Source organism: Bacillus sp. TH22 (assembly GCF_016651015.1).
GTDB lineage: Bacteria > Bacillota > Bacilli > Bacillales > Bacillaceae_G > Bacillus_A > Bacillus_A mycoides.
Genome location: NZ_JAEKER010000001.1, coordinates 2,164,052 through 2,186,032, shown reverse-complemented (window position 1 = coordinate 2,186,032; position 21,981 = coordinate 2,164,052). Strand labels below are relative to the sequence as shown.

Annotated in this window: 15 protein-coding genes; 10 read left to right on the top strand and 5 right to left on the bottom strand. The window is 35.3% G+C overall.

Annotated elements, in window-relative coordinates; genetic code table 11:
* Both JFU18_RS11100 and secA2 read right to left on the bottom strand, forming a co-directional pair.
* Entirely contained in the window at nucleotides 1–882 is an 882-nt protein-coding gene (locus tag JFU18_RS11100) for an accessory Sec system S-layer assembly protein (RefSeq protein ID WP_201032553.1), read from the bottom strand.
* Between the two features lie 11 nt (nucleotides 883–893).
* Entirely contained in the window at nucleotides 894–3,263 is a 2,370-nt protein-coding gene (gene secA2, locus JFU18_RS11095; RefSeq protein ID WP_098636376.1) for an accessory Sec system translocase SecA2, read from the bottom strand.
* A 269-nt stretch (nucleotides 3,264–3,532) separates the two neighbouring features.
* Between secA2 and JFU18_RS11090 the strand changes: the two genes are divergently transcribed.
* From JFU18_RS11090 to sap, 3 genes are all read left to right on the top strand, one after another.
* Nucleotides 3,533–5,053, top strand: coding sequence for a putative polysaccharide biosynthesis protein (locus JFU18_RS11090; RefSeq protein ID WP_201032554.1), 1,521 nt, complete (start codon nucleotides 3,533–3,535; stop codon nucleotides 5,051–5,053).
* Nucleotides 5,054–5,218: 165 nt separating this feature from the next.
* Nucleotides 5,219–6,319, top strand: coding sequence for a polysaccharide pyruvyl transferase CsaB (gene csaB / locus JFU18_RS11085; protein ID WP_002125544.1), 1,101 nt, complete (start codon nucleotides 5,219–5,221; stop codon nucleotides 6,317–6,319).
* Nucleotides 6,320–7,054: 735 nt separating this feature from the next.
* Nucleotides 7,055–9,505 carry an S-layer protein Sap gene (gene sap / locus JFU18_RS11080; RefSeq protein WP_201032555.1) on the top strand — a complete coding sequence of 817 codons (2,451 nt, stop codon included), beginning with the start codon at nucleotides 7,055–7,057 and terminating at the stop codon, nucleotides 9,503–9,505.
* A 312-nt stretch (nucleotides 9,506–9,817) separates the two neighbouring features.
* Here sap and patB1 read toward each other — a convergent pair whose 3' ends face one another.
* Both patB1 and JFU18_RS11070 read right to left on the bottom strand, forming a co-directional pair.
* Nucleotides 9,818–11,008 carry a secondary cell wall polysaccharide O-acetyltransferase PatB1 gene (patB1, locus tag JFU18_RS11075; RefSeq protein WP_201034761.1) on the bottom strand — a complete coding sequence of 397 codons (1,191 nt, stop codon included), beginning with the start codon at nucleotides 11,006–11,008 and terminating at the stop codon, nucleotides 9,818–9,820.
* Between the two features lie 181 nt (nucleotides 11,009–11,189).
* Nucleotides 11,190–12,605, bottom strand: coding sequence for an MBOAT family O-acyltransferase (locus tag JFU18_RS11070; RefSeq protein ID WP_088265468.1), 1,416 nt, complete (start codon nucleotides 12,603–12,605; stop codon nucleotides 11,190–11,192).
* A 227-nt stretch (nucleotides 12,606–12,832) separates the two neighbouring features.
* Between JFU18_RS11070 and JFU18_RS11065 the strand changes: the two genes are divergently transcribed.
* Both JFU18_RS11065 and JFU18_RS11060 read left to right on the top strand, forming a co-directional pair.
* Nucleotides 12,833–14,290 carry an MBOAT family O-acyltransferase gene (locus JFU18_RS11065; RefSeq protein WP_201032558.1) on the top strand — a complete coding sequence of 486 codons (1,458 nt, stop codon included), beginning with the start codon at nucleotides 12,833–12,835 and terminating at the stop codon, nucleotides 14,288–14,290.
* Nucleotides 14,291–14,299: 9 nt separating this feature from the next.
* Complete coding sequence (locus tag JFU18_RS11060) at nucleotides 14,300–15,331, top strand: hypothetical protein (RefSeq protein ID WP_085309434.1); 1,032 nt, start codon at nucleotides 14,300–14,302, stop codon at nucleotides 15,329–15,331.
* Between the two features lie 163 nt (nucleotides 15,332–15,494).
* Here the strand turns inward: JFU18_RS11060 and JFU18_RS11055 are convergent, their stop codons facing one another.
* Nucleotides 15,495–16,889 (bottom strand): O-antigen ligase family protein, encoded by a 1,395-nt coding sequence (locus JFU18_RS11055; RefSeq protein ID WP_085309436.1) that lies wholly within the window; start codon nucleotides 16,887–16,889, stop codon nucleotides 15,495–15,497.
* 327 nt (nucleotides 16,890–17,216) lie between these two features.
* On the opposite strand from JFU18_RS11055, the gene JFU18_RS11050 reads away from it, so the two are divergent.
* The 5 genes from JFU18_RS11050 (at nucleotide 17,217) to JFU18_RS11030 (ending at nucleotide 21,944) form a co-directional block, all read left to right on the top strand.
* Nucleotides 17,217–18,005, top strand: coding sequence for an enoyl-CoA hydratase (locus tag JFU18_RS11050; RefSeq protein ID WP_201034762.1), 789 nt, complete (start codon nucleotides 17,217–17,219; stop codon nucleotides 18,003–18,005).
* Nucleotides 18,006–18,142: 137 nt separating this feature from the next.
* Complete coding sequence (locus tag JFU18_RS11045; protein WP_002134648.1) at nucleotides 18,143–18,463, top strand: hypothetical protein; 321 nt, start codon at nucleotides 18,143–18,145, stop codon at nucleotides 18,461–18,463.
* A 17-nt stretch (nucleotides 18,464–18,480) separates the two neighbouring features.
* A complete protein-coding gene (locus JFU18_RS11040) occupies nucleotides 18,481–18,807 on the top strand; it encodes a nucleoside triphosphate pyrophosphohydrolase (RefSeq protein WP_002125566.1) in 327 nt (108 codons plus the stop codon).
* A 277-nt stretch (nucleotides 18,808–19,084) separates the two neighbouring features.
* Complete coding sequence (locus JFU18_RS11035; protein WP_085309440.1) at nucleotides 19,085–20,134, top strand: M42 family metallopeptidase; 1,050 nt, start codon at nucleotides 19,085–19,087, stop codon at nucleotides 20,132–20,134.
* A 220-nt stretch (nucleotides 20,135–20,354) separates the two neighbouring features.
* Nucleotides 20,355–21,944: an N-acetylmuramoyl-L-alanine amidase gene (locus JFU18_RS11030; RefSeq protein WP_201032559.1), complete on the top strand. Its 1,590-nt coding sequence runs from the start codon at nucleotides 20,355–20,357 to the stop codon at nucleotides 21,942–21,944.
* Nucleotides 21,945–21,981 lie beyond the last annotated feature (37 nt).

Sequence of the window (21,981 nt, the reverse complement as noted above, 5' to 3'; positions counted from 1 at the left end):
TTAGTCTTGTGGTACAAATGCTTTCCAGCTAGATAAATCCATATTTTGTTTCAAGATGGATGAAGCAGGGAAAACAAATGACCACGGTTTTGTAGTATTCGCTTTAATTTCAAGATTCGGTAACGTGAAAGCACCTTTAACAACGACTTCTCCAGAAGCATCTTCAATATGAAGAGGAAGTTGTTCTAGCTGAATGTTATCTTTACAGCCGTTACGAATTAGAAGTGTTGTATGTAAATCACCGTTCTCTTTCAGTGCGGCTTGTAAACCTAGGAAGTTAATTTCACCTTCATTTGGAGGTGTTAAATTGTCTACAAAATTACGTAAAGCATCTTTGCTTGCTTCAGGTAACTGAGATTCCCAAGATGGATCTAAATCTAGTTGATGCTTACTTTCAAGTTCGAAAGCTAATTCCCAATCTGATTGAGATAGTTCAGCTTCCGTTACTGTTTCTTGCTCAAATGTAAATACGAAAGGCATATTCACGTTTTCAGGAATATCGCCAAGTGCAGATAGGTTAAATGTTTTACGTGCGCACAGCTTTTTATCTTTGTTTAATAGAAGTAATGTAACTTCTTCGAAAGAAATTGGTTTTGGGACACTGCTGCGAATGAATGCAGCTACATCGTATGCGCCATCACGTTTTTCAATTTCAATTCCTGATAAAGAAATTTGATATTCTTGTAAACGTGGTAATTCTTTATGTAAAAATTGATAAATGTATTTTTGTTCTTGTGCTACGTCACCCCAGCTAGGATGGAAGTAAAGAACTGGCTTTACCGTTTTGTTTTGAGAAGTAGTTTCTTCTTGTCCAAATAATTGATTACTAGAAACAGTAGTATCTTTTCCTTTTTTCTTTGCCTTTTTCAGGAATGATAACATAAATTTTCACCTCATGATTGTACGTTTTCTGGAACTGCTAAATGTCTCGCGATATATCGGCACATTTCTTTTTCAAAATTACCGTAAGTGTATAAGAAAATATCCAAACCTTCTTTTTGGTAAAGGCGAGTTGGATCTTCTTGTTGATATTGTCTTAAGCCAATACCTTCTTTCAAGTGAGTCATTGCATCTAAGTGATTTACCCAGTTTTGATCTAGGAAGTGTAAACCAACGTAGCGCAGTGATTGTTGTAAATCCGCATGGTCATTTAATTCTTGTACACGTTCGATATAGCTAGAAATTGTATCTTTTAAAACGATTTGTAAATCCTCAGGCGAATGTACGTCGTTCGCAGATAATGGCGGCAAAGTTTCAACCGCTAAAACTTCTTTAATAGATGCTGTTAAACTAGTGAAATCCCATTCTTCAGGAAGCATTCCTTCGAAAAGGTGCTGCTTAGCAATTGCATCCACAGAGTGTTCAATCATTGGAATAACAAGTTCTATCATATTTGTTTCTTCTTTTAGAAGGTTGTTACGTAGTGTGTATATAACATTACGTTGATCATTAATTACGTCATCTAATTTTAAATTATATTCACGCATTGAGAAATGACCACCTTCACAAATTAATTGTGTACGGTTAATGAAATCATGAACTTTAGATGTATTAATAAGCCCCGTTTTGTCAGGTTTCAGTGATTTCTCCAGCTTTTCTACTTCTTCGTGAGCGAAGCGCTTTAGCATCTCATCTTCTAAAGATAGGAAAAATTGAGAGCTTCCTGGATCACCTTGGCGACCAGCTCGTCCTTTAAGCTGGTTATCAACGCGGCGAGATTCATGACGTTCTGTTCCAATTACATGTAATCCACCAAGGGCGTGGACACCTTCACCTAGTAAAATATCAGTACCTCGGCCTGCCATATTTGTAGCGATTGTAATTTGACCTTTTTGCCCGGCAGTTGCAATTAAGTCTGCTTCTTGCTCTGCACTTTTAGCGTTTAATAATTGATACTTTATGTTTGCTTCATCTAAATAACGAGCAACAGTTTCAGATTGCAAGATAGACATCGTTCCAATTAAAATAGGGCGTCCTTGCTTATTCTGTTTTAGAACTTCTTCACGCACAGCTTTATATTTATCATCAGCTGTTACATATACTACGTCATTTTTATCTTCACGAAGAATAGGACGGTTCGTTGGAATTGGAATAACTTCCATATTATATACACGGTTGAATTCTTTTTCTTCCGTTTTTGCGGTACCTGTCATACCTGATAATGCCGGATACATACGGAAGAAGTTTTGAATTGTAATAGAAGCTTGTGTTTGATTTTCTTCTGTAATTTCTAAACCTTCTTTTGCTTCTAGTGCTTGATGTAAGCCGTCACTTAAAGAGCGACCATCCATAACACGTCCTGTGAAAATATCTACAAGTAGTATTTTTTCATCATGCACAATATAGTCAACGTCAAGCTGGAAAGCGACATTGGCACGTAATGATTGAATCATATAATGGTATAGAGTTTGATGCTCTAAATCATATAAGTTATCGATGTCAAATAAATCTTCTATTTTTGTAATACCGTCTTCTGTAAAACTAGCTGATTTCGATTCTGCATCGTATGTATAGTGAAGGGTATCTTGGAATGATTTAATAACTTTTGCACATAAATAATGCAAATCAGAGCTACCTGATTTCTTCCCAGCAATGATAAGTGGCGTTTTCGCCTCATCAATTAAAACGCTATCAATCTCATCGATAATAGCAAAGTGATAGGGGCGCTGAACTTGATCATTTTGTGAAGCAGCCATATTATCGCGAAGATAGTCAAAGCCAAACTCTGTTCCAATACCGTATGTAATATCAGCTTTGTACGCAAGTTTCTTTTCAGAAGGATCGATTTGAGGAATATTTAATCCAACTTGTAAGCCTAGAAATTCATGGACTTGGCCAATTAATTCTTTATCACGCTTCGCTAAGTAATCGTTTACAGTAATAACATGAACGCCTTTTCCTTCAAGGGCACGTACATATGTTGGGAGAGAGGAAACTAATGTTTTTCCTTCACCAGTTGGCATCTCCGCAATATTACCTTCTAGTAATACAAGTCCTCCGATTAACTGCACATCGTAATGGCGTAATCCGAGCACACGTTTTGCGGCTTCGCGTACAACAGCGAATGCTTCTACTTTTATGTCATCAACTGTTTTACCATCCGTAAGCATACTTTTGAATGTGACAGTTTTGTGACGTAATTCTTCGTCAGGTAAATCAGACATTTGTTTTTCCAAATCATTAATATCTTGAACGAGTTGTTCATATTTTTTTAGCTTTCTCTTTTGAGAATCTCCTAACAATTTCTTTACCGAATTCAGCATGTTGTAAACACTCCTCTTACTGACAATAGCTACATTATAGCACATGTTTATCTTGAACAAGTAGAAGTAGTAAATTGAAGAAAATACTGGATAAAAATACGCGTATCTTGCACATATTATATTTAAAACATAAAAAGAAAGAGAGTATTCAATATATAAGAAATTTGGTATGATAACTAAATGAGATAAAGTGATGATTCTCAAGTTGAATGAATAATATGGATTTAATATTTTATGTAGATTATATATTGAAAGAAAAGAGATAGAAGATGAATAAAAAGTTTGTAAAAGGCGCTGCGATTTTAACCGTTACAACGTTTATATCGAAAGTAGTGGGGAGTTTTTTTCAAATTCCATTGCAAAATATAGCAGGGGATGAAGTACTTGGGATTTTCCGTCTTGTTTTTCCTGTATATATGATAGCCTTAACTTTATCAGTAGCGGGAGTCCCGCTAGCAATATCACAGTTAGTAGCTGATCTTCATGAAAAGAATGATCGTGACGGAATAGCTAAATTGTTTACGTCCGCATCTATTATCGGTGTTATATTTGGGGTGCTCGGATTTTTAATTATTATCATTGGATCGAGTAGCATTGCAAATATGCTTGGTGGACAAGAGACGAGGCTACCATTAATTGTTACTTCGTTTGCTTTATTAATCGCACCGTATATGGCAGTGTACCGTGGATATTTCCAAGGGTTTGGAGATATGATACCTACTGGTGTATCGCAAGTAATTGAACAGTTGATTCGCGTGTTCTTTATGCTAACAATAGCCTATATATTTGTATATTGGAATAAAGGTAGTGATATCATAACAGGCGGAGCAATGATCGGTTCTTGTTTTGGTGTTATTACGTCACTCATATATTTGCGAATGAAATATGTGAAAAGCACGTATCGCTATAAGAGTGAAACATATTCATTACAAGACTTTAAGAAAAATGCGAAAAGTATACTCCGTGTTTCAGTTCCTATTGCAATCGGAGCGTTATCGATGCCTGTTTTAAATTTAGTTGATTCTGTAACAATTCCACATGTATTACATGAATCTTCTACAACGATTCAGGAACAATTTGGTATATATAGCCGTGGTTTTGCATTTACGCAATTAATCGTTGTATTTGCAAGTGCGATAGTATTTCCACTAATTCCATTATTAACAGCGGCTTTAACAAAAAAAGATATAGCTTTAGCTAAACTGACAGTAAAACGTACAAATGAGTTTGCACACGTTTTAACAATGCCGATAACGATATGGCTTATGGCGCTTGCAGTACCGCTTAATGTTGCGTTATTTACAGATACAAAAGGAAGTGGCATGTTAGCTATTTTAATTGGTAGCTCGTATTTCACATCACTTATGGTATTATCAATAGGAATCTTGCAAGGGATTAATCGTTCGATGCAAGCAGCATGGATTGTCATCGGTGTAAGTTTTGTAAAAATTGTATTAAATATAGCGCTAGTAAACCAATTCGGTATAAATGGAGCAGCGTATAGTACTCTAATTATTTATATAATGATTTGTATCGTAAATCATATTTATATTAGAAAAGATCTTTCCTATCCAATAGCTATAGGGAAATTTTTGGCTGTGATTGGAGTATCTAGTATTTTAGGTATAGCATTATACTTTGGGTCTACATTAATCAATGTGACAGATTCCAGGATTTTAGCAATGATATATAGTGCTGTGGCGTTAAGTATAGCTTCAGTGTTATATGGCATATGTGCATTGAAACTAAACTGGATATCGAAAGAACAAATTCCATTTTTACGTAAATAAAATCGTTGATTATAGAAAATGAACAATATTATACATGGGCATGACTTGTTAGATGTTTGTGAAAGAAATCAATTTGAAGTTATCAAACCTTTCTCGGCAAGGAATGGATAACAATTTGTTTAATTACAAAAAGAGTTGATTGCGAAATGTTGGAGGAGATTAAGAGTGCGGTTAGTTTTATCAGGATATTATGGTTTTTATAATGTTGGGGACGAAGCAATTTTGCAATCAATTATTAAAGCGCTACATGAAGAGGATCCTACTCTTGAGCTTGTTGTACTTTCAAATGACCCCGACTATACAAGAAAAATGTACGGTGTAGAAGCAGTAAACCGATGGGATATAAGAGCGATTTACCGAGAAATAAAGAGAAGTAATGGTTTAATTAGCGGAGGCGGAAGTCTCTTACAAGATAAGACGAGTATTAAGAGTATTTTATACTATACGGGTATTATGCGGCTTGCCCGTTTTTTGAAAAAGCCGTATTATATTTACGCCCAAGGAATCGGGCCTATCACGAAGAAGCAAAATCGTTTATTAGTGAAATGGCATGTATCAAAGGCTGAATATATATCAGTACGTGATGAAGACTCTTTTTTGTACTTAAAAGAAATTGGTATTAAGAAAGACATCGAACTTGTTCCAGATCCAGTATTAGCTTGTCAGCCAGAAGAAAAGAAATCCGATTGGCTTCAAAAACATGCGCTGCAAGGAAAGGTCGTTGCGGTTAGTGTAAGGTACTGGGATGCAAAAGAAGATTATATGAAGAAGTTAGCAGATACGCTGAAAAAGCTTAAGCAAGAGGGATACCATATTTTATTTGTACCGATGCATGGACCATTTGATCAAAATGCATCAAGGGATATCATTAATTTGATGGGAGAAGAAGCGCACATGCTCCCTTATAAAATGGATATTCATGAGAAAATCTCTATTTTATCAGAGTGCTCTCTTTTAATAGGGATGAGACTGCATGCTCTTATATTATCGGCAGTTGCAAACACGCCTATGATTGGAATTTCCTATGATCCAAAGATCGATTCGTTTTTACAACAAGTAAATCAGCCGATTATTGGGAATGTTGATGGAGACTGGACGACAGAAACATTACATAGTATGGCGATTAAACAATTGGAGCAAACAGAATATGTACAAGAAACGTTAGGACAAAGGGTAGAGGAATTGCGAGAGCAAATTTCCATAGCGTCCAAATATATTATTAATGACTTGCATGCAAAAGAGTCTATAAAAAGAGGAATGGAATAGAGGCCATTCCTCTTTTTATTCAATAATTGAGTAGAAGAAAGAACAGGGATCACCTGTTCTTTTTTGCTATGTAAGTAAAAGTTTGAAAGAGAAGCGTATGGAAGAAAAAATAAAATGTCGACAAAAAATATAAAAATGTAGAATAATGTCGAAAAAAATAACAGATTAAAGGTTTGGTTGTTCCGGAATAGGCATGTTTTTATCTTAAAATCTTAACATTAGTATATAGAGAATATCGGTATAAAGCGTTTTATATAAAAGTACTTGGATAATGAAGTGGGTTTTGTTCAAAAAAATGAATTTAAGAATAATGTCGAAAGTTATAAAAACGTCGTGTCGATTAATGTCGTAATATCTTCATAATTAGATATTGAAATTGCAAACGTTTTTCTGCTATAGTAGTAAGTGGTTATGTACAGATTGTGTGAAGCTTATGTTGATACACAATTAATACATACTTGATAATGAAGCCTATACATAATTTTTATGAGATGTCGAAAAATAAAGTTGGATAATTGTAAATCTTTTTATTTTTTTGGCGTTTAGGGATTTTATTTTTCAATAAAATGGTGTAATATGTGTATTGTTCTATATTATGGAATGGGTTTCGCATTTCTATAATGTAATACTTTAATCAAATTTATACTTACTAGTTTCAATCATACATAGGAAATTGTTATTTATCTCATATGCTATGAAACTAGTATTACATTCCTGAAGGAGGAAATATATAAAATGGCAAAGACTAACTCTTACAAAAAATTAATCGCTGGCACAATGACAGCAGCAATGGTAGCAGGTGTTGTATCTCCAGTAGCAGCAGCAGGAAAATCATTCCCAGACGTTCCAGCTGATCACTGGGCATTAGATTCTATTAACTACTTAGTAGAAAAAGGCGCAATTAAAGGTACTGACACAGGAATGTTCGAGCCTGGAAAAGAATTAACTCGTGCAGAAGCAGCTACAATGATGGCTCAAATCTTAAACTTACCAATCGATAAAGATGCTAAACCATCTTATACTGACGCTCAAGAGGGCTGGGCTACTCCATTCATCGCAGCTGTAGAAAAAGCTGGTGTAGTTAAAGGTAAAGGTAACGGCACATTCGATCCAAACGGAAAAATGGACCGCGTTTCAATGGCATCTATGCTTGTAGAAGCTTACAAATTAGATACTAAAGTAAATGGTACTCCAGCAACTAAATTCAAAGACTTAGAAGATAGCTGGGGTAAAGCGAAAGCTAACATCCTAGTTGAATTAGGAATTTCTGCAGGTACTACAGCTACTACTTGGGAGCCAACAAAAACTGTAACTAAAGCAGAAGCAGCTCAATTCATTGCTAAGACTGACAAAGATTTCGGTGCGGCAGCAAAAGTTGAATCTGCAAAAGCAGTTACATCTCAAAAAGTAGAAGTTAAATTTGACAAAGCTGTTGAAAAATTAACTAAAGAAGACGTTAAAGTAACAAACAAAGCTAACAACGATAAAGCGTTAGTTAAAAACGTAACTTTATCAGAAGATAAAAAATCTGCTACAGTTGAGTTATACGATAACCTAGCAGCTAAACAAACTTACACTGTAGATGTAAATAAAGTTGGTAAAACAGAAGTAACTGTAGGTTCTTTAGAAGCAAAAACAATTGAAATGGCTGATCAAACAGTAGTAGCTAATACAGCAACTAAATTACAATACAAAGTTACAGATGAAAACGGTACTGAAGTTGTTTCACCAACTGGTATTGAATTTGAAACTCCAGCTGCTGAGGGAACAATTAAAAATGGTGAAATTACTTTAGCAAAAGGTACTTCAACTACTGTAAAAGCTGTTTATAAAAAAGACGGTAAAGTAGTAGCTGAAAGTAAAACAGTAAAAGTTTCTGCTGAAGGTGCTGCAGTAGCTTCAATCTCTAACTGGACAGTTGCAGAACAAGGTACAGCTGACTTTACTTCTAAAGATTTCAAACAAAACAATAAAGTTTACGAAGGCGACAATGCTTACGTTCAAGTAGAATTGAAAGACCAATTTAATGGAGTAACAACTGGAGCAGTTGAATACGAGTCATTAAATACAGAAGTAGCAGTAGTAGATAAAGCTACTGGTAAAGTAACTGTTTTAGCTGCAGGGAAAGCACCAGTAAAAGTAACTGTTAAAGATACAAACGGTAAAGTACTTGTTTCAAAAACAGTTGAAATTGAGGCTTTCGCTCAAAAATCTCTAAAAGAAATTAAGTTAGAGCAAACAAACTTAACACTTTCTACGAAAGACGTAACAGACTTAAAAATAAAAGCTCCAGTATTAGATCAATACGGTAAAGACTTTACTGCTGATAAAGTAGAAGTAAAAGTTCTTGATAAAGACGGTAAAGAGCTAAAAAATCAAAAAGTAACTGCTAAGTACGAAAATAAGGAATTAGTAGTAAATGCTAATGAGCAAGAAGCTGGAAAATACGTATTAGAATTAACAGCTACTTCTGGTAAAAAAGAAGTAAAAGCTAAAGTAAATCTAGAATTAAAAGCTCCAGGTACATTCTCTAAATTTGAAGTTCGTGGCTTAGAGAACGAGTTAGATAAATATGTTACTAAAGACAATAAAAAGAATGCTATGACTGTTTCTGTTCTTCCAGTTGATGCAAATGGTCTAGTTTTAAAAGGTGCAGAAGATGCTAAGTTAGTAGTAACAACAACAAATAAAGAGGGTAAAGAAGTAGTGGCAACTACTGAGCAAGTAACTGTGGACAATAACAGTGTAATTACTGTTGGAGCAGGTGCAAAAGCTGGTGAAACTTACAAAGTAGCTGTGAAATTAGCTGATGATAAGTTAATCGCAACTCACTCATTCAAAGTTGTTGACACAGCACCGGCTGCTCAAGGATTAGCAGTAGAATTCACAAGCACATCTCTAAAAGATGTAGTAGCAAACGCTGATTTAAAAGCTGAGCTTGTAAAGATCCTATCTGTTGATAACGTACCTGCAACTAAAGCAAACGCAACAGTTTCTAAAGTAGAATTTGTTTCTGCTGACACAAGTGTTGTAGCTGAAGATGGAAAAGTTGGTACAAAAGGTGCAACATCTATCTACGTGAAAAACCTGACAGTTGTAAAAGAAGGTAAAGAACAAAAGGTAGAATTTGATAAAGCAGTAAGAGTAGCAGTTTCTATCAAAGAAGTAAAGCCTGCACAAAACTAATTTAAAATAATTAAATAGTAAGTGCTTAATAAAGCCTATGAGAAAATAGATGAAAGTCTATGAGTATCATAGGCTTTTATTTTACGTTAATAGTAGAATCATGTAAAAAAATTTAAGGGGAAGGAGATAAGTTTTGTAGGGTTTATTAATTTTTATTTGAGATCTAAATTTTTAGATTTTAAGAGGTACTTACAAAATGTACTAGCTATTTAGTGATAAGATGCCTTTATTTTTTAGTTTGAGGGGGATAGTCAGAGAGAATCTAAAATGAAAAACACAGCCATGTATAAGCTTTATGGCTGTGTTATATGGTTATTGTTTAAACTTAAACATATCCCCGCTCAAATTCGAATCACTATACACGAACAATACCATGTTAATGTTGTTGTCTTTAATGTATTGATATACATCCTTTTCGTGATAGTGACGAAGGTCGAGGGTGGATGTGTGTTTGAAACTTTGTGCTAAGTGAGGCACGATTGCGTTTGCGAATGAATCTTTTAGGACTAAAGCTCGTACATCATTTGGTGCATTGTTGTTTTCGATAACGATTTCTGGATAGTCATTTGCATAATAACCTGCGTATGATGTTGTATCATTTTGTTTTTCTACGCCGTATAGTTCATCTAATGTGCGATATACAGTGCTATTTACATCTTTTGCGGCTACGCTCGTAAAGTTGAAACCGTCTTTCGGTGTGTAGTAGCATAGTTTTTCTCCAGTCGCATCGATCAGTTGGTAAAGCTGGTTGTTAAAGCTTCCGACTAGATGTGTATTTGGAGCACACGTACGAGTGTAATCTTCTTTTTTTATTTCTTTTCCTTTATATATAGAAGATTGTTGCGCGATTGTGTTCATTATATATTGATAGCCTAAGAAGGCACCATCCATATTCCAGTGATGGTCTGTTTTAAAGTACATACTTTGTATTTCTTCATTTGTATAGTTTTTCTTAAAATGTTCCATGAGTTTAATTGGCTTTACGTCCGCTGGAAGTTTATTTAGAAAATAATTTAAATTTTCCTGCGCATATGTGTGAATATGAGAAGGTAATTTAAATGATAATGCATTCGTTTTGGACGGTGGTAAGGCAAAGTAAAACTCAATGTTTTGTTCTTTTAAAAACTGAGATAAGTCGTTTACAGCTGGCATAGCTTGGTCAATCTCATTATATTTTGTAGTCCAAGCAGGGTTTTTCAGAAGCCATTTATCATCAGTTAGAATAATATCGTTAATGAGAGACTTGCCCATTTTAATTTGGGTAAGTGTATAGTTTTTTATGAGATCATCTCTTCCGATTAATTGATCGTTTGTATATGTCTCAAAGTCTTTAAAGAAACTACCATTTAAGGCAACTTCTTTTGTAAGAGCTGGTTTTTGAGCGAGCGGACGATTTTCAACGGACGAAACTGCTCGGTCAGTTTTGAGAAGCGATAATATGCCAAATGAAAAGATAATGGTGAGAAAACCGATAAATAGGACGATGTTCCCCAATTTTTTCATAATAACTTTTCCTTCCTACATAAAGTGAAACTTTAATCAGTGGGGGGTTTTTGTTCATCCCCCACTGATTATTAGCCTTAACCAATCGGGCTTTTCCGGGCAGCCCGACCCCAACCTAATTTCTTTGCTTTCGCTGAATTTTGAGGTGGGGGTCTTACTGCCCGGAAAATAGCGGGATAAGTTAAAACCTGAAGTAAATAAATGGATTATACGTCGAATTAATTAAATACATAATCGAAATCATAAATAATGTTAGTAATAATATAGGACGTACAACTTGCATCGTGAATGTATACGTTTTTGGTGCAAGTTCTAATATGTTTTTAACACGTTTCAAAATTGGTGTCGCTGCGATAAAGGCGATGATAAATATGACAATGTATTCATGTATATAGAGCATTGTGTTGTCATCGATGAAAGATTGCCTCCCTATGCCAAACATCGCTTTTAAATATTGGAACGAGTATGCGAAGTTATCAGCTCGGAAGAAGACCCAACCAATCATAACGATGATTAGTACATATGCATGTTGCAGCGGCTTCCATAGCTTATTTAATATTTTCTCGAATCCAGCTTTTTCAATCGAGATAATAAAGCCGTAATATAATCCCCAGGCGATAAATGTCCAGCTTGCCCCGTGCCATAAACCGGTTAATCCCCATACGATGAAGAGGTTACGGTAATTTGCTAGTTTGGATACACGGTTTCCGCCGAGCGGAATGTATATATAGTCGCGGAACCAAGAGCCTAGTGTAATATGCCATCTTCTCCAAAATTCTGAAATGGATTTCGAGATGTACGGATAATTGAAGTTTTTCGGGAAATCAAATCCGAACATTTTTCCAAGTCCAATTGCCATATCAGAGTATCCTGAGAAATCGAAATAGATTTGAAGTGTATAGGCGATAATACCAATCCAAGCCGTTCCAGCGCTCATTTCAGATGGTGGTAAGGCAAAGATTTTATCTGCGACAAATCCAACTTGATTGGCGATTAACATTTTTTTCGCTAATCCTAAAACGAAAATTTGGATACCTTCTGTAAATCGTTCAAAAGAATGGATGCGCGTTTTAATTTGATCAGCAACGATATTGTAACGAACGATTGGTCCGGCAATAAGCTGCGGGAAAATTGATATATATAGTGCTAAGTTAAGTGGATTCTTTTGAACATCCCCGTCTTTACGATATATGTCGATGACATAGGACATCGCTTGGAATGTATAAAATGAAATCCCAATTGGTAGTGGAATAGGTTCCACCTGGATAGATAAATGTAAAGCGTTGTTTAAAATGTCTGTGAAAAATGAAATATATTTAAAATAAGAAAGTAATAAAATATTTCCGACCACAGCCATAATTAAAAATGTGACTTTCATATTTTTTCGTTTATCATAATGATGCACGAGTAGGCCGAAGCAGTAGTTTAATATAATAGAAAAGAGCATTAAGAGGACGAATCGAGGTTCTCCCCATGCATAGAAAATTAAACTAAATGCAAGTAATACGAAATTACGTAGCTCGGCACGCACTATAAAATAGAAAAATAATACGAGAGGTAAAAAGATAAATAAGAAAACAGAACTACTAAATACCAAAGGACTCTCCTCACTTTTTTCAAAAATACATTTCGTGCAAAAAACCGACATTTCTATTATATATTCTTTTATATAAAAGCGCCTTTAATATTTTATCATGTTAATAATTCGATTAAAATGATTATTATATATAATAGAAGAAAAGGGGAGCGGAATCCTTTTGACACTCACTATTTGGATAAGATAAGATGAATAAGGTGTGATTTGTTTGGAAGGGAAGAGATGGTGTGTTATTTAACTCATTTGAGTTTATTTTTTTATTTTTACCGATAGCATTTCTTTTATATTTTCTATTAAATAAATTTGGACATGCTACATTAGCGAAGGCTTGGCTTGTTGCGGCCTCTTTATTTTTCTATAGTTATTGGAATGTGAAATATTTACCGCTTATGTTAGTGTCACTCATTGTGAACTACTTTATCGGAATGAGGCTCGTAAAACATAAGAGTAAACTTCTTTTAACGGTAGGGTTAATATTTAATATAGGAATGCTTAGTTATTTCAAGTATTATGATTTTTTCTTGCAAAATGTTAATGCATTAATTGGAACTCATTTTACATTATTATCATTAACGTTACCGCTTGCGATTAGTTTCTATACGTTTCAAAAGATTGCATTTTTAGTAGATACGTATCGTGGTGAAACGAAGGCATGTCATTTTCTTGATTACGCATTGTTTGTAACGTTTTTCCCGCAGCTTATTGCAGGACCGATTGTACATCATGCGCAAATTATGCCGCAGTTTGCTGACAATAGTAAAAAGCGCTGGCAATCGAAGTATATCGTTCTTGGTATATTTGTATTTGCAGTTGGTATTTTCAAAAAGGTAGGTATTGCAGATGTATTATCACCCCTTGTACATGAAGGGTTTGATGTGCAGCAATCATTAACATTTGTCGAAGCATGGCTTTCGTCGTTAGCGTTTACGTTCCAATTGTATTTTGATTTTAGTGGATATAGTGATATGGCAATTGGAATCGCTTTAATGTTTAATATTAAATTACCTCAAAACTTTAATTCACCGTATAAAGCAGTGAATATACAAGAGTTTTGGCATCGTTGGCATATGACGCTTAGCCAGTTTTTAACGAAGTACGTGTACATTTCTCTAGGAGGAAATCGAAAAGGAATTACGCGTACATACGTAAATATTATGATTGTATTTTTAATAAGTGGACTTTGGCACGGAGCTGGTTGGACATTTGTTTTTTGGGGGTTCTTGCACGGTTTGGCTTCTGTTATTCATCGCCTATGGAGTAAAGCAGGAGGGCGCATGCCAGCCTTTGCTGGTTGGTTCGTTACGTTTTTCTTCATTAATATAACGTGGGTATTCTTTAGGGCAACATCTATGCATGATGCGGTGAAAGTGTTAAAAGGAATGTTCGGGCTAAATGGAATCGAATTAGCAAATAGCGTATTCCCAGCATTTATAATAGAGAAGCTGCAATTTTTAAAAGAGTACGGTGTTTCATTTAGTGAAGGGTACCATGTCTCTTTATTAGATCCGAAAATGGTAGCATATATTTTCGGAGCGTTATGTATTAGTTTCTTCTTAAAAAATTCAATTCAGTTAAAAGATTCATTCCGTCCGAATGTATGGACTGCTTTATTTACTGCAGTATTACTCGTATATAGCGTGTTACATTTAACGAGTATTAGTGAGTTTTTATACTTTAATTTCTAGGTGGAGAATATGAAAAACAAACATTGGCTTATTTTCGTTTTTGTATGTGTTTTTGTTCCTCTGGCAGGTGTCGGGATATTTAATAGCTATATAGATTCACTTTGGTTATTCCCGCATAAAAATAAGTGGAATGATGTTCAGTACGGGTTTAACGAGAGACAACAGAAAACAAATTATATAACGTACCGTCCGTTTACATATGATGGAGTTATACTTGGAAGTAGTAGAACGACTTTTATTAACGAGAATGACTTCACCGGGTTAAACGCATTTAATTATGCGGTAAGCAGTACAGATCCGCGTGAGTATGATGCATATATTGAATATGCAAAAGAACAAAAAGGTAGTGGACTCGAGTCTATTGTACTTGGTTTAGATTTCCTTGGAACGAACAAAAATAGGGAAATTGGTTTTGATAAACCAGAAGCGTATATTAATCAGGCGCAAAGTTTATTGTATCCGATTAAATCGTATGTCAGTATGGACGGGATTACTTATTCAAAGAATACAATTGCAAATTCCACTCATCATAGTACGGATCTTGATCGGTACAATCGAGAGAATATAAAATCGATGCGCGATTATACGAAAGAAGAACGTGATGCGCAAATAGCGGCGCAAGTAGATAAGTTTAGTAAAGAGATTTATGGCGGGAATTATGAGTATCAAAATATGAAAGAAATATTAGGAACAGTAAAGGCTCATAATCCGAACACGAAGTTTTATATTTTTACAACGCCTGTTTCAGAGCCTCTGTTCCGTACGATGATTCAATCAGGGCGATGGGAAGATTATAAAAGATGGCTTCATGACGCTGTAGATGTATTTGGAGAAGTGCACCATTTCATGTATCTTAACTCCGTCACAAAGAATTTAGACAACTATATGGATGGGCATCATTTCAGACCGGAAGTTGGAAAGTTGATTGCGCATAAAGTTGTAAATGAGGAAGATAGCAACGTCCCGAAAGACTTCGGTATTGTTATTACGAAGGATAATATTGATGAGGTGTTGGAGGAGATTCGGGCGTCTTTTCAATAGGGGAATTTTGAAAAGCTAGATCATAATGTGATCTAGTCTTTTTTTGTAGATTGCTGCTTTATCAAACTTCGTCGGTAAATCGATATCTTCTGTAGAATCATTAATATAATTTCATGTATTACTTTCAAAAGAAGAAGCAGTATCCATTTGGATGCTGCTTCTTTTATTCCACCTCTAAATCAACAATTAAGTAGGCGAGTATAACGACGAAGAAAATACTAACGGACGGCGCTGTTAATACGTGACCGGACATAAAGCCGATTCCAAGTGATAGTACAACGGTGCTAGCTAATAGCATATATTTCACAGTTAATATTTTCTTAAAGTTTGTTATGATGCTGAGTAATAATTTAATACCGAAGTAAAGGAATGGTATGAAGTAAATAAGAGAACCGATGATTCCGAATGCAAAGAATATGTCATGGAAGTCCATTTCGATTAATTTAATTTTAACCGTATAGTTACCAGCATAGCCCATTCCGAATAATTTTTGTGATAGTGGTGCGTCTTTATAGTATTGTTTGTATACTTTTAAAAACTTATCGCGATCACTGTAAATTAAACTTTTGACCTCAGAGTCTGTTAGTTCACCTTTTGCATGTTTTTTCTCTGCGTCAGGATCTTCTTTAATTATTTTCCCTTCTTTTCTATCCTTTTCTTCTTGTACTGATTTTTTGTATTCGTATATTTGCATGTGGATGCCCATATTTTTTGCGATAGGAGTATGCGGTGTAAGGGCAATTAAACCTCCTAGTATAATAGCGGCAACAACTGTATTTACGAGATATGTGAATCCTTTTCCTTCTTTTTTACGATGAACCATATATTCAATGAATGAGAATAAAAGTGCCACGCCAAGAGTTAGAACAATTGCACCGTATCCTACTTTCGTTCCGACCATAATACTTGCATACATCGCGAGTATTGTTGGAATCCAGTAATAGATTTTCGAGAAAGAAGTTGTTTTATGAATCGAATATAACACTATGATTGGGAACATAATTGCAAAAATAGAACTTAAATCATTTCCAGCAAAGAACCAACCTCTTGAACCGATCTTTGAGTGAGGGTAGCTTGGGAAATCTGTACTAGTTTGCATTGCAACAATTAGTGTGATGCTTAAAATTAAAGTTGCATATAAGAAATATGTAATGATTTTATGAAATGTATATTCTTTATTTTTTAACTCTTTAAAGGCGATAATATATCCAAACAGTAGCACAATTGGATATATGCTCTTTAAAATAAATTTCACTTCTTCGCCAAATGAAATTGGGGATTTAATCATCATATTATTTGCAAGACCAATTGCTAGTACGATACCGAGTAGGCATAAATAGAGAATGTACTTTTTCGCTCCATGTTGATTTCTATGAAGAAGTAGATAACCTAATGCAAGAAGCATAAAGGCGAAACGGACTACGATTCCAACTGTTGCGCTCATGTGTAATACATAGATTGAAAAAGACGTTAATAAATCTAAAATTGGTTGAAACACAATGAATAGCAATAGGAAATGCGGGAAGTAGTTATCCGTTTGTTTCAACTTATTAACCATATATTCCTCCATTTCTTCATTCCTTTAGTTCAATACCCAAGAGATGGGGATAAAAGCCTTATTTACATAATAAGGCGAATGAATTTCAATATTTGTTTTTTTGCATCAAACTTAAGAATACACCATTTCATTGTAATGGTAAATAGATGAAAAGCATGGATAAACCGACTTTAATTTCTATATTTTTTAACGAAATTGTATGTTTTATACGGAGATATATACAAATTACGAGGATATTAGACAGAAAATTAAGAAAAAAGAAGGATTTTTAACATGCTTTCTATAATTATATAAGTATAATCTTTATGTTGAAAAGAGGGGTATATAATGGAAGTAACAAGTAAAACAGAATCTGTTGTTGTGAAATATGAAGGGCGCGTAGCAACGGTTATGGTCAATCGTCCAGAGGTTTTAAATGCATTAGATGAACCAACGTTAAAAGGGTTATTACAAAAGTTGAAAGAAGTGGCGGAAAGTTCTGTTCACGTTGTTGTGTTGTGCGGAAGTGGCCGTGGTTTTTCTGCGGGTGGAGATATTAAATCAATGCTTTCAAGTAATGATGAAAGTAAGTTTGAAGGCATCATGAATACAATTTCTGAAATCGTTGTGACGTTATATACGATGCCAAAGCTTGTTATTAGTGCAATTCATGGGCCGACTGCTGGACTTGGATTAAGTATTGCATTAACAGCTGATTATGTCATGGCAGATATATCATCAGTTATTGCGATGAACTTTATTGGAATCGCTTTAATTCCAGATGGTGGCGGCCATTTCTTCCTTCAAAAGCGTGTCGGTGAAAATATGACGAAGAAAATCATTTGGGAAGGGAAGAAATTATCAGCGACAGAAGCGTTAGATATCGGTTTAATTGACGAAGTAATCGGTGAGGATTTCCAAATGGCTGTGAAGCAAAAAATTAATGAATGGTTACAAAAACCAATCAAGGCAATGATTCAAACGAAACAAATTTTATGTGAAGTAAATCGTTCTAATTTAGAACAAACGCTTCAGCTCGAAAAGCGTGGTCAATATGCGATGAGACAAACAGCGGACCATAAAGAAGGTATTGCTGCTTTTCTAGAAAAACGTTTACCAGCATTTAAAGGGGAATAAAGTGAAACTTTAATCCGTGGGGATTTGTTTATCCCCCGCGGATTATTAGTCTTACTGCCCGTTAATTCGAGATAAAGGGAAGAAAGTGCTAACACATTTTAGTATAATTGTGTTAGCACTTTTTTTAGGAGTAATAAATGAAGAAAATTATCGGTGTTATCGTTATTATTTTACTTACATATTATGCTTTGCATAGTACACCATCTCTTGCGGTACGGACTGCATTATTCTTTGAGGGACATCCAGCTGTTGCTTTCTCTGGTGAAGTGAAGAAAGAACGGGATGTGAAAAAAGAGGCGATTCCTGATGAGTACCAAACCTTATACGGCGATAAGAAAGAAGAACCAGAGCATTACTTCTTTCCGGTAGTAAAGGCGCACGGATCAGGAATTGATATGTTAAGTGCTTGTGTGAAAAAAGAGTGGTTTTTCTATAAAGCAGAGCTTGGGTGTTATTAAAAGTGGGAGGAAAAGTGATGTCAACTTATAACAGGTTAGTAAGAGATCGTGTCCCGGAGAAAATTTTGATGTCTGGAAAAACATATACAGCACAAAAATTAACAGGGCAAGCTTACATACAAGCGTTAGCGAAAATTGGTACAGAAGAAATTCGTGAATTTGCTTCGATGAAAGAGCGTGAACATGCGCTAGATTCACTTGCAGATGCACTTGAAATTATTATTTCATTAGCGCGTGCAGAAGGTGCAACAATGGAAGATGTAGAGCTTATTCGTAAGCAGAAAGAAGAAGAGCGCGGCGGATTTACAAGAGGGATTTATTTGATGGACGTTTCGGAAGAGTAGTTTTATCCCGCTATTTGCGGGCAGTAAGACCCCAAACTCAAAATTCGGCGAATGCGAGGGAGTCGGGCTGCCCGTAAAAGCCCGATTGATGCGGGCTGATTAAAGTTTCACTTTATAGAAAAAGCACAGTGTTAATGGAGATAATGCGGTGCTTTTTTGTCATTGAGATTAGGATAAAGTGAATTTTATTATAATTTAGAAAATTAAACTATATGAGTAGAGGTTTTATCGTAATTTCGCTATACTAAATAGTAGAGAAAATGAGGAGGAAACGACAATGGCACATCATACGAAAGAAACGATGGAACTTATTAAGGAGCTTGTCTCTATTCCAAGTCCATCTGGAAACACGGCGAAAATTATTAGTTTTATTGAAAATTATGTAAGTGAGTGGAATGTAGAGACGAAGCGTAATAATAAAGGCGCTCTTATTTTAACGGTTAAAGGAAAGAATGATGAGCAGCATCGTTTATTAACTGCACACGTTGATACGTTAGGTGCGATGGTGAAAGAAATTAAGCCTGACGGTCGTCTTCGTCTATCTATGATTGGTGGATTTCGCTGGAACTCTGTAGAAGGGGAATATTGCGAAATTGAAACGTCAAGCGGTAAGAAATATACAGGCACAATTTTAATGCATCAAACTTCTGTCCATGTGTACAAAGATGCAGGGGAAGCGAAGCGCGATGAGAAAAATATTGAAGTGCGTATTGATGAGCGTGTCTTTTCAGCAGATGAAGTACGTGAGTTAGGAATTGAAGTAGGAGACTTCGTTTCATTTGATCCACGCGTTCAAATTACAGAGAGTGGATACATAAAATCACGTCATTTAGACGATAAAGTAAGTGTAGCAATTCTATTAAAATTAATTAAAAGATTGCAAGATGAAAAGGTAACATTGCCATATACAACACATTTCTTAATTTCTAATAATGAAGAAATTGGATACGGTGGAAACTCAAATATTCCAGAAGAAACGGTAGAATATTTAGCAGTTGATATGGGAGCGTTAGGTGATGGACAAGCATCTGATGAATATACAGTATCCATTTGTGCGAAAGACTCTAGCGGTCCATACTATTACGCTTTACGTAAGCATTTAGTTGAACTGGCGAAAGCGAACGCTATTGAATATAAAGTGGATATTTATCCATACTACGGATCAGACGCATCAGCTGCGATTCGCGCCGGATTTGATGTGAAACATGCGTTAATTGGAGCTGGTATTGATTCTTCTCACGCATTTGAGCGTACGCACGAAAGCTCGATTGCACATACAGAAGCACTTGTTTATGCATATGTGTTATCAGAAATGATAGTAGAATAGTGAGAGGGTGGTTGATTCTATGAATCAACCACTTTTTTGTGTATAAAAAATACTTTAAGTGTATTTTATTTTACAATAATAAGAAAGTAGGTTTACTATAGAATTCTAGTATTATAGAATGATAGAGGCGCACTAATTTTTTTTGTTCGTCGTTTGATGTAATTTATATATTAAGATTACGCGTTTTAAACGTTGGTTTTCGAGAGGAGTATTATTATTTATGAAGTATCGTGCAGTCGCGGCAGGTATTTTAGCCGCAAGTTTATTATCGTCTCCAATTAGTAGTTTCGCAGCAGCGAAGAAGTTTTCGGATGTTCCTACATGGGCGCAGGAATCGGTTGACTATTTAGTAGGGAAAAAAGCGCTTGATGGGAAACCAGACGGAACTTTTTCTCCATCTGAAGCAGTAGATAAAGGATCAGCTGCAAAAATATTAGCAGTCGTTCTTGGTTTACCAATTGATCCAAAAGCGAAACCATCTTTTAAAGATTCGCAAACTCATTGGGCAGCACCATATATTGCTGCGGTAGAAAAAGCAGGTGTAATTAGTGGAGATGGTACTGGGAAATTCAATCCATCAAGCCAAATTAACCGTGCATCAATGGCATCTATGCTTGTACAAGCATATTCATTAGATAAGAAAATTATTGGAGAACTTCCAACGCAGTTTAAAGATTTGGAACCTCATTGGGGTAAGAAACAAGCTAATATTTTAGTAGCTTTAGAGATTTCAATGGGTACAGGAAATGGTTGGAAGCCTGATGGTACTGTAAGTCGTGCTGAAGCAGCTCAGTTCATCGCGATGGCAGATAAAAATAAAACAAATACATCGAAAAGAATGTATATGAATAGAAACTTTATTACATATCATCAAGCATCGTTATCATCTGGTATTACTGACGTTCAACATAAGCCACAAATGCTTGAAGTGAAAGAGCAAAGAGCGGATGGTTGGTTAAAGGTTGTAACAAGTAAAGGTGAGAAGTGGACACCATTACAAGAAAAAACAGAGTCTATTAATCAAGAATTCACTACATATCAAGAAGCTTCACATACGTCTACAGTGGCAGGCACACATAAAGCACAACAAGTAACTGTTATTGAAGAAAAAGATAGCTGGATTCGTATCCGTATGGGGGCTGGTTTCCAATGGGTGGATAAAAATCAATTAAACCCAGTGAAGCAAGGTAACTTCCTAGAAGGTAAAGCGATTATTATTGATCCAGGTCATGGTGGAATTGATTCGGGGAACCCTGGTTATTATGAGAAAGAAAGTAAAACCGTATTAGATGTATCATTACGATTACAGAAAATATTTGAGAAAAAGACACCGTTTACTGTGTTGTTAACTCGTGAGAATGATACACGTCCAGGAAACACTGCAGCTGAGTCTTTACAAAAACGTGTAGAATTTGCTCAGGCAAATAAAGGTGATATTTTTGTAAGTATTCATGGTAATGGTACGGATAGTAAACAAGGACAAGGTACAGAAACATTCTACTATGAATCAGCGACAGCAAGAGGGACAAACCCGAATGTATCAGAAAGTCGTTTATTAGCAAAGAAAATTCAAGAGCGTCTTGTAGATGCACTTGGAACAAAAGATCGCGGTGTGAAGAAAGGCGATTTATATGTAATTAGAGAAAATACGATGCCAGCTGTATTAGCAGAATTAGCATTTGTAGATAATAAAAGCGATGCTGATAAAATTGCTACACCAGAACAGAGACAAAGTGCAGCAGAAGCTATTTATCAAGGTATTTTAGATTACTACGAAGCAATGGGTAACAACGTATCTTCTTTCCGTTAATGAATAAAAGAGATTGCCATAGGCAGTCTCTTTTTAT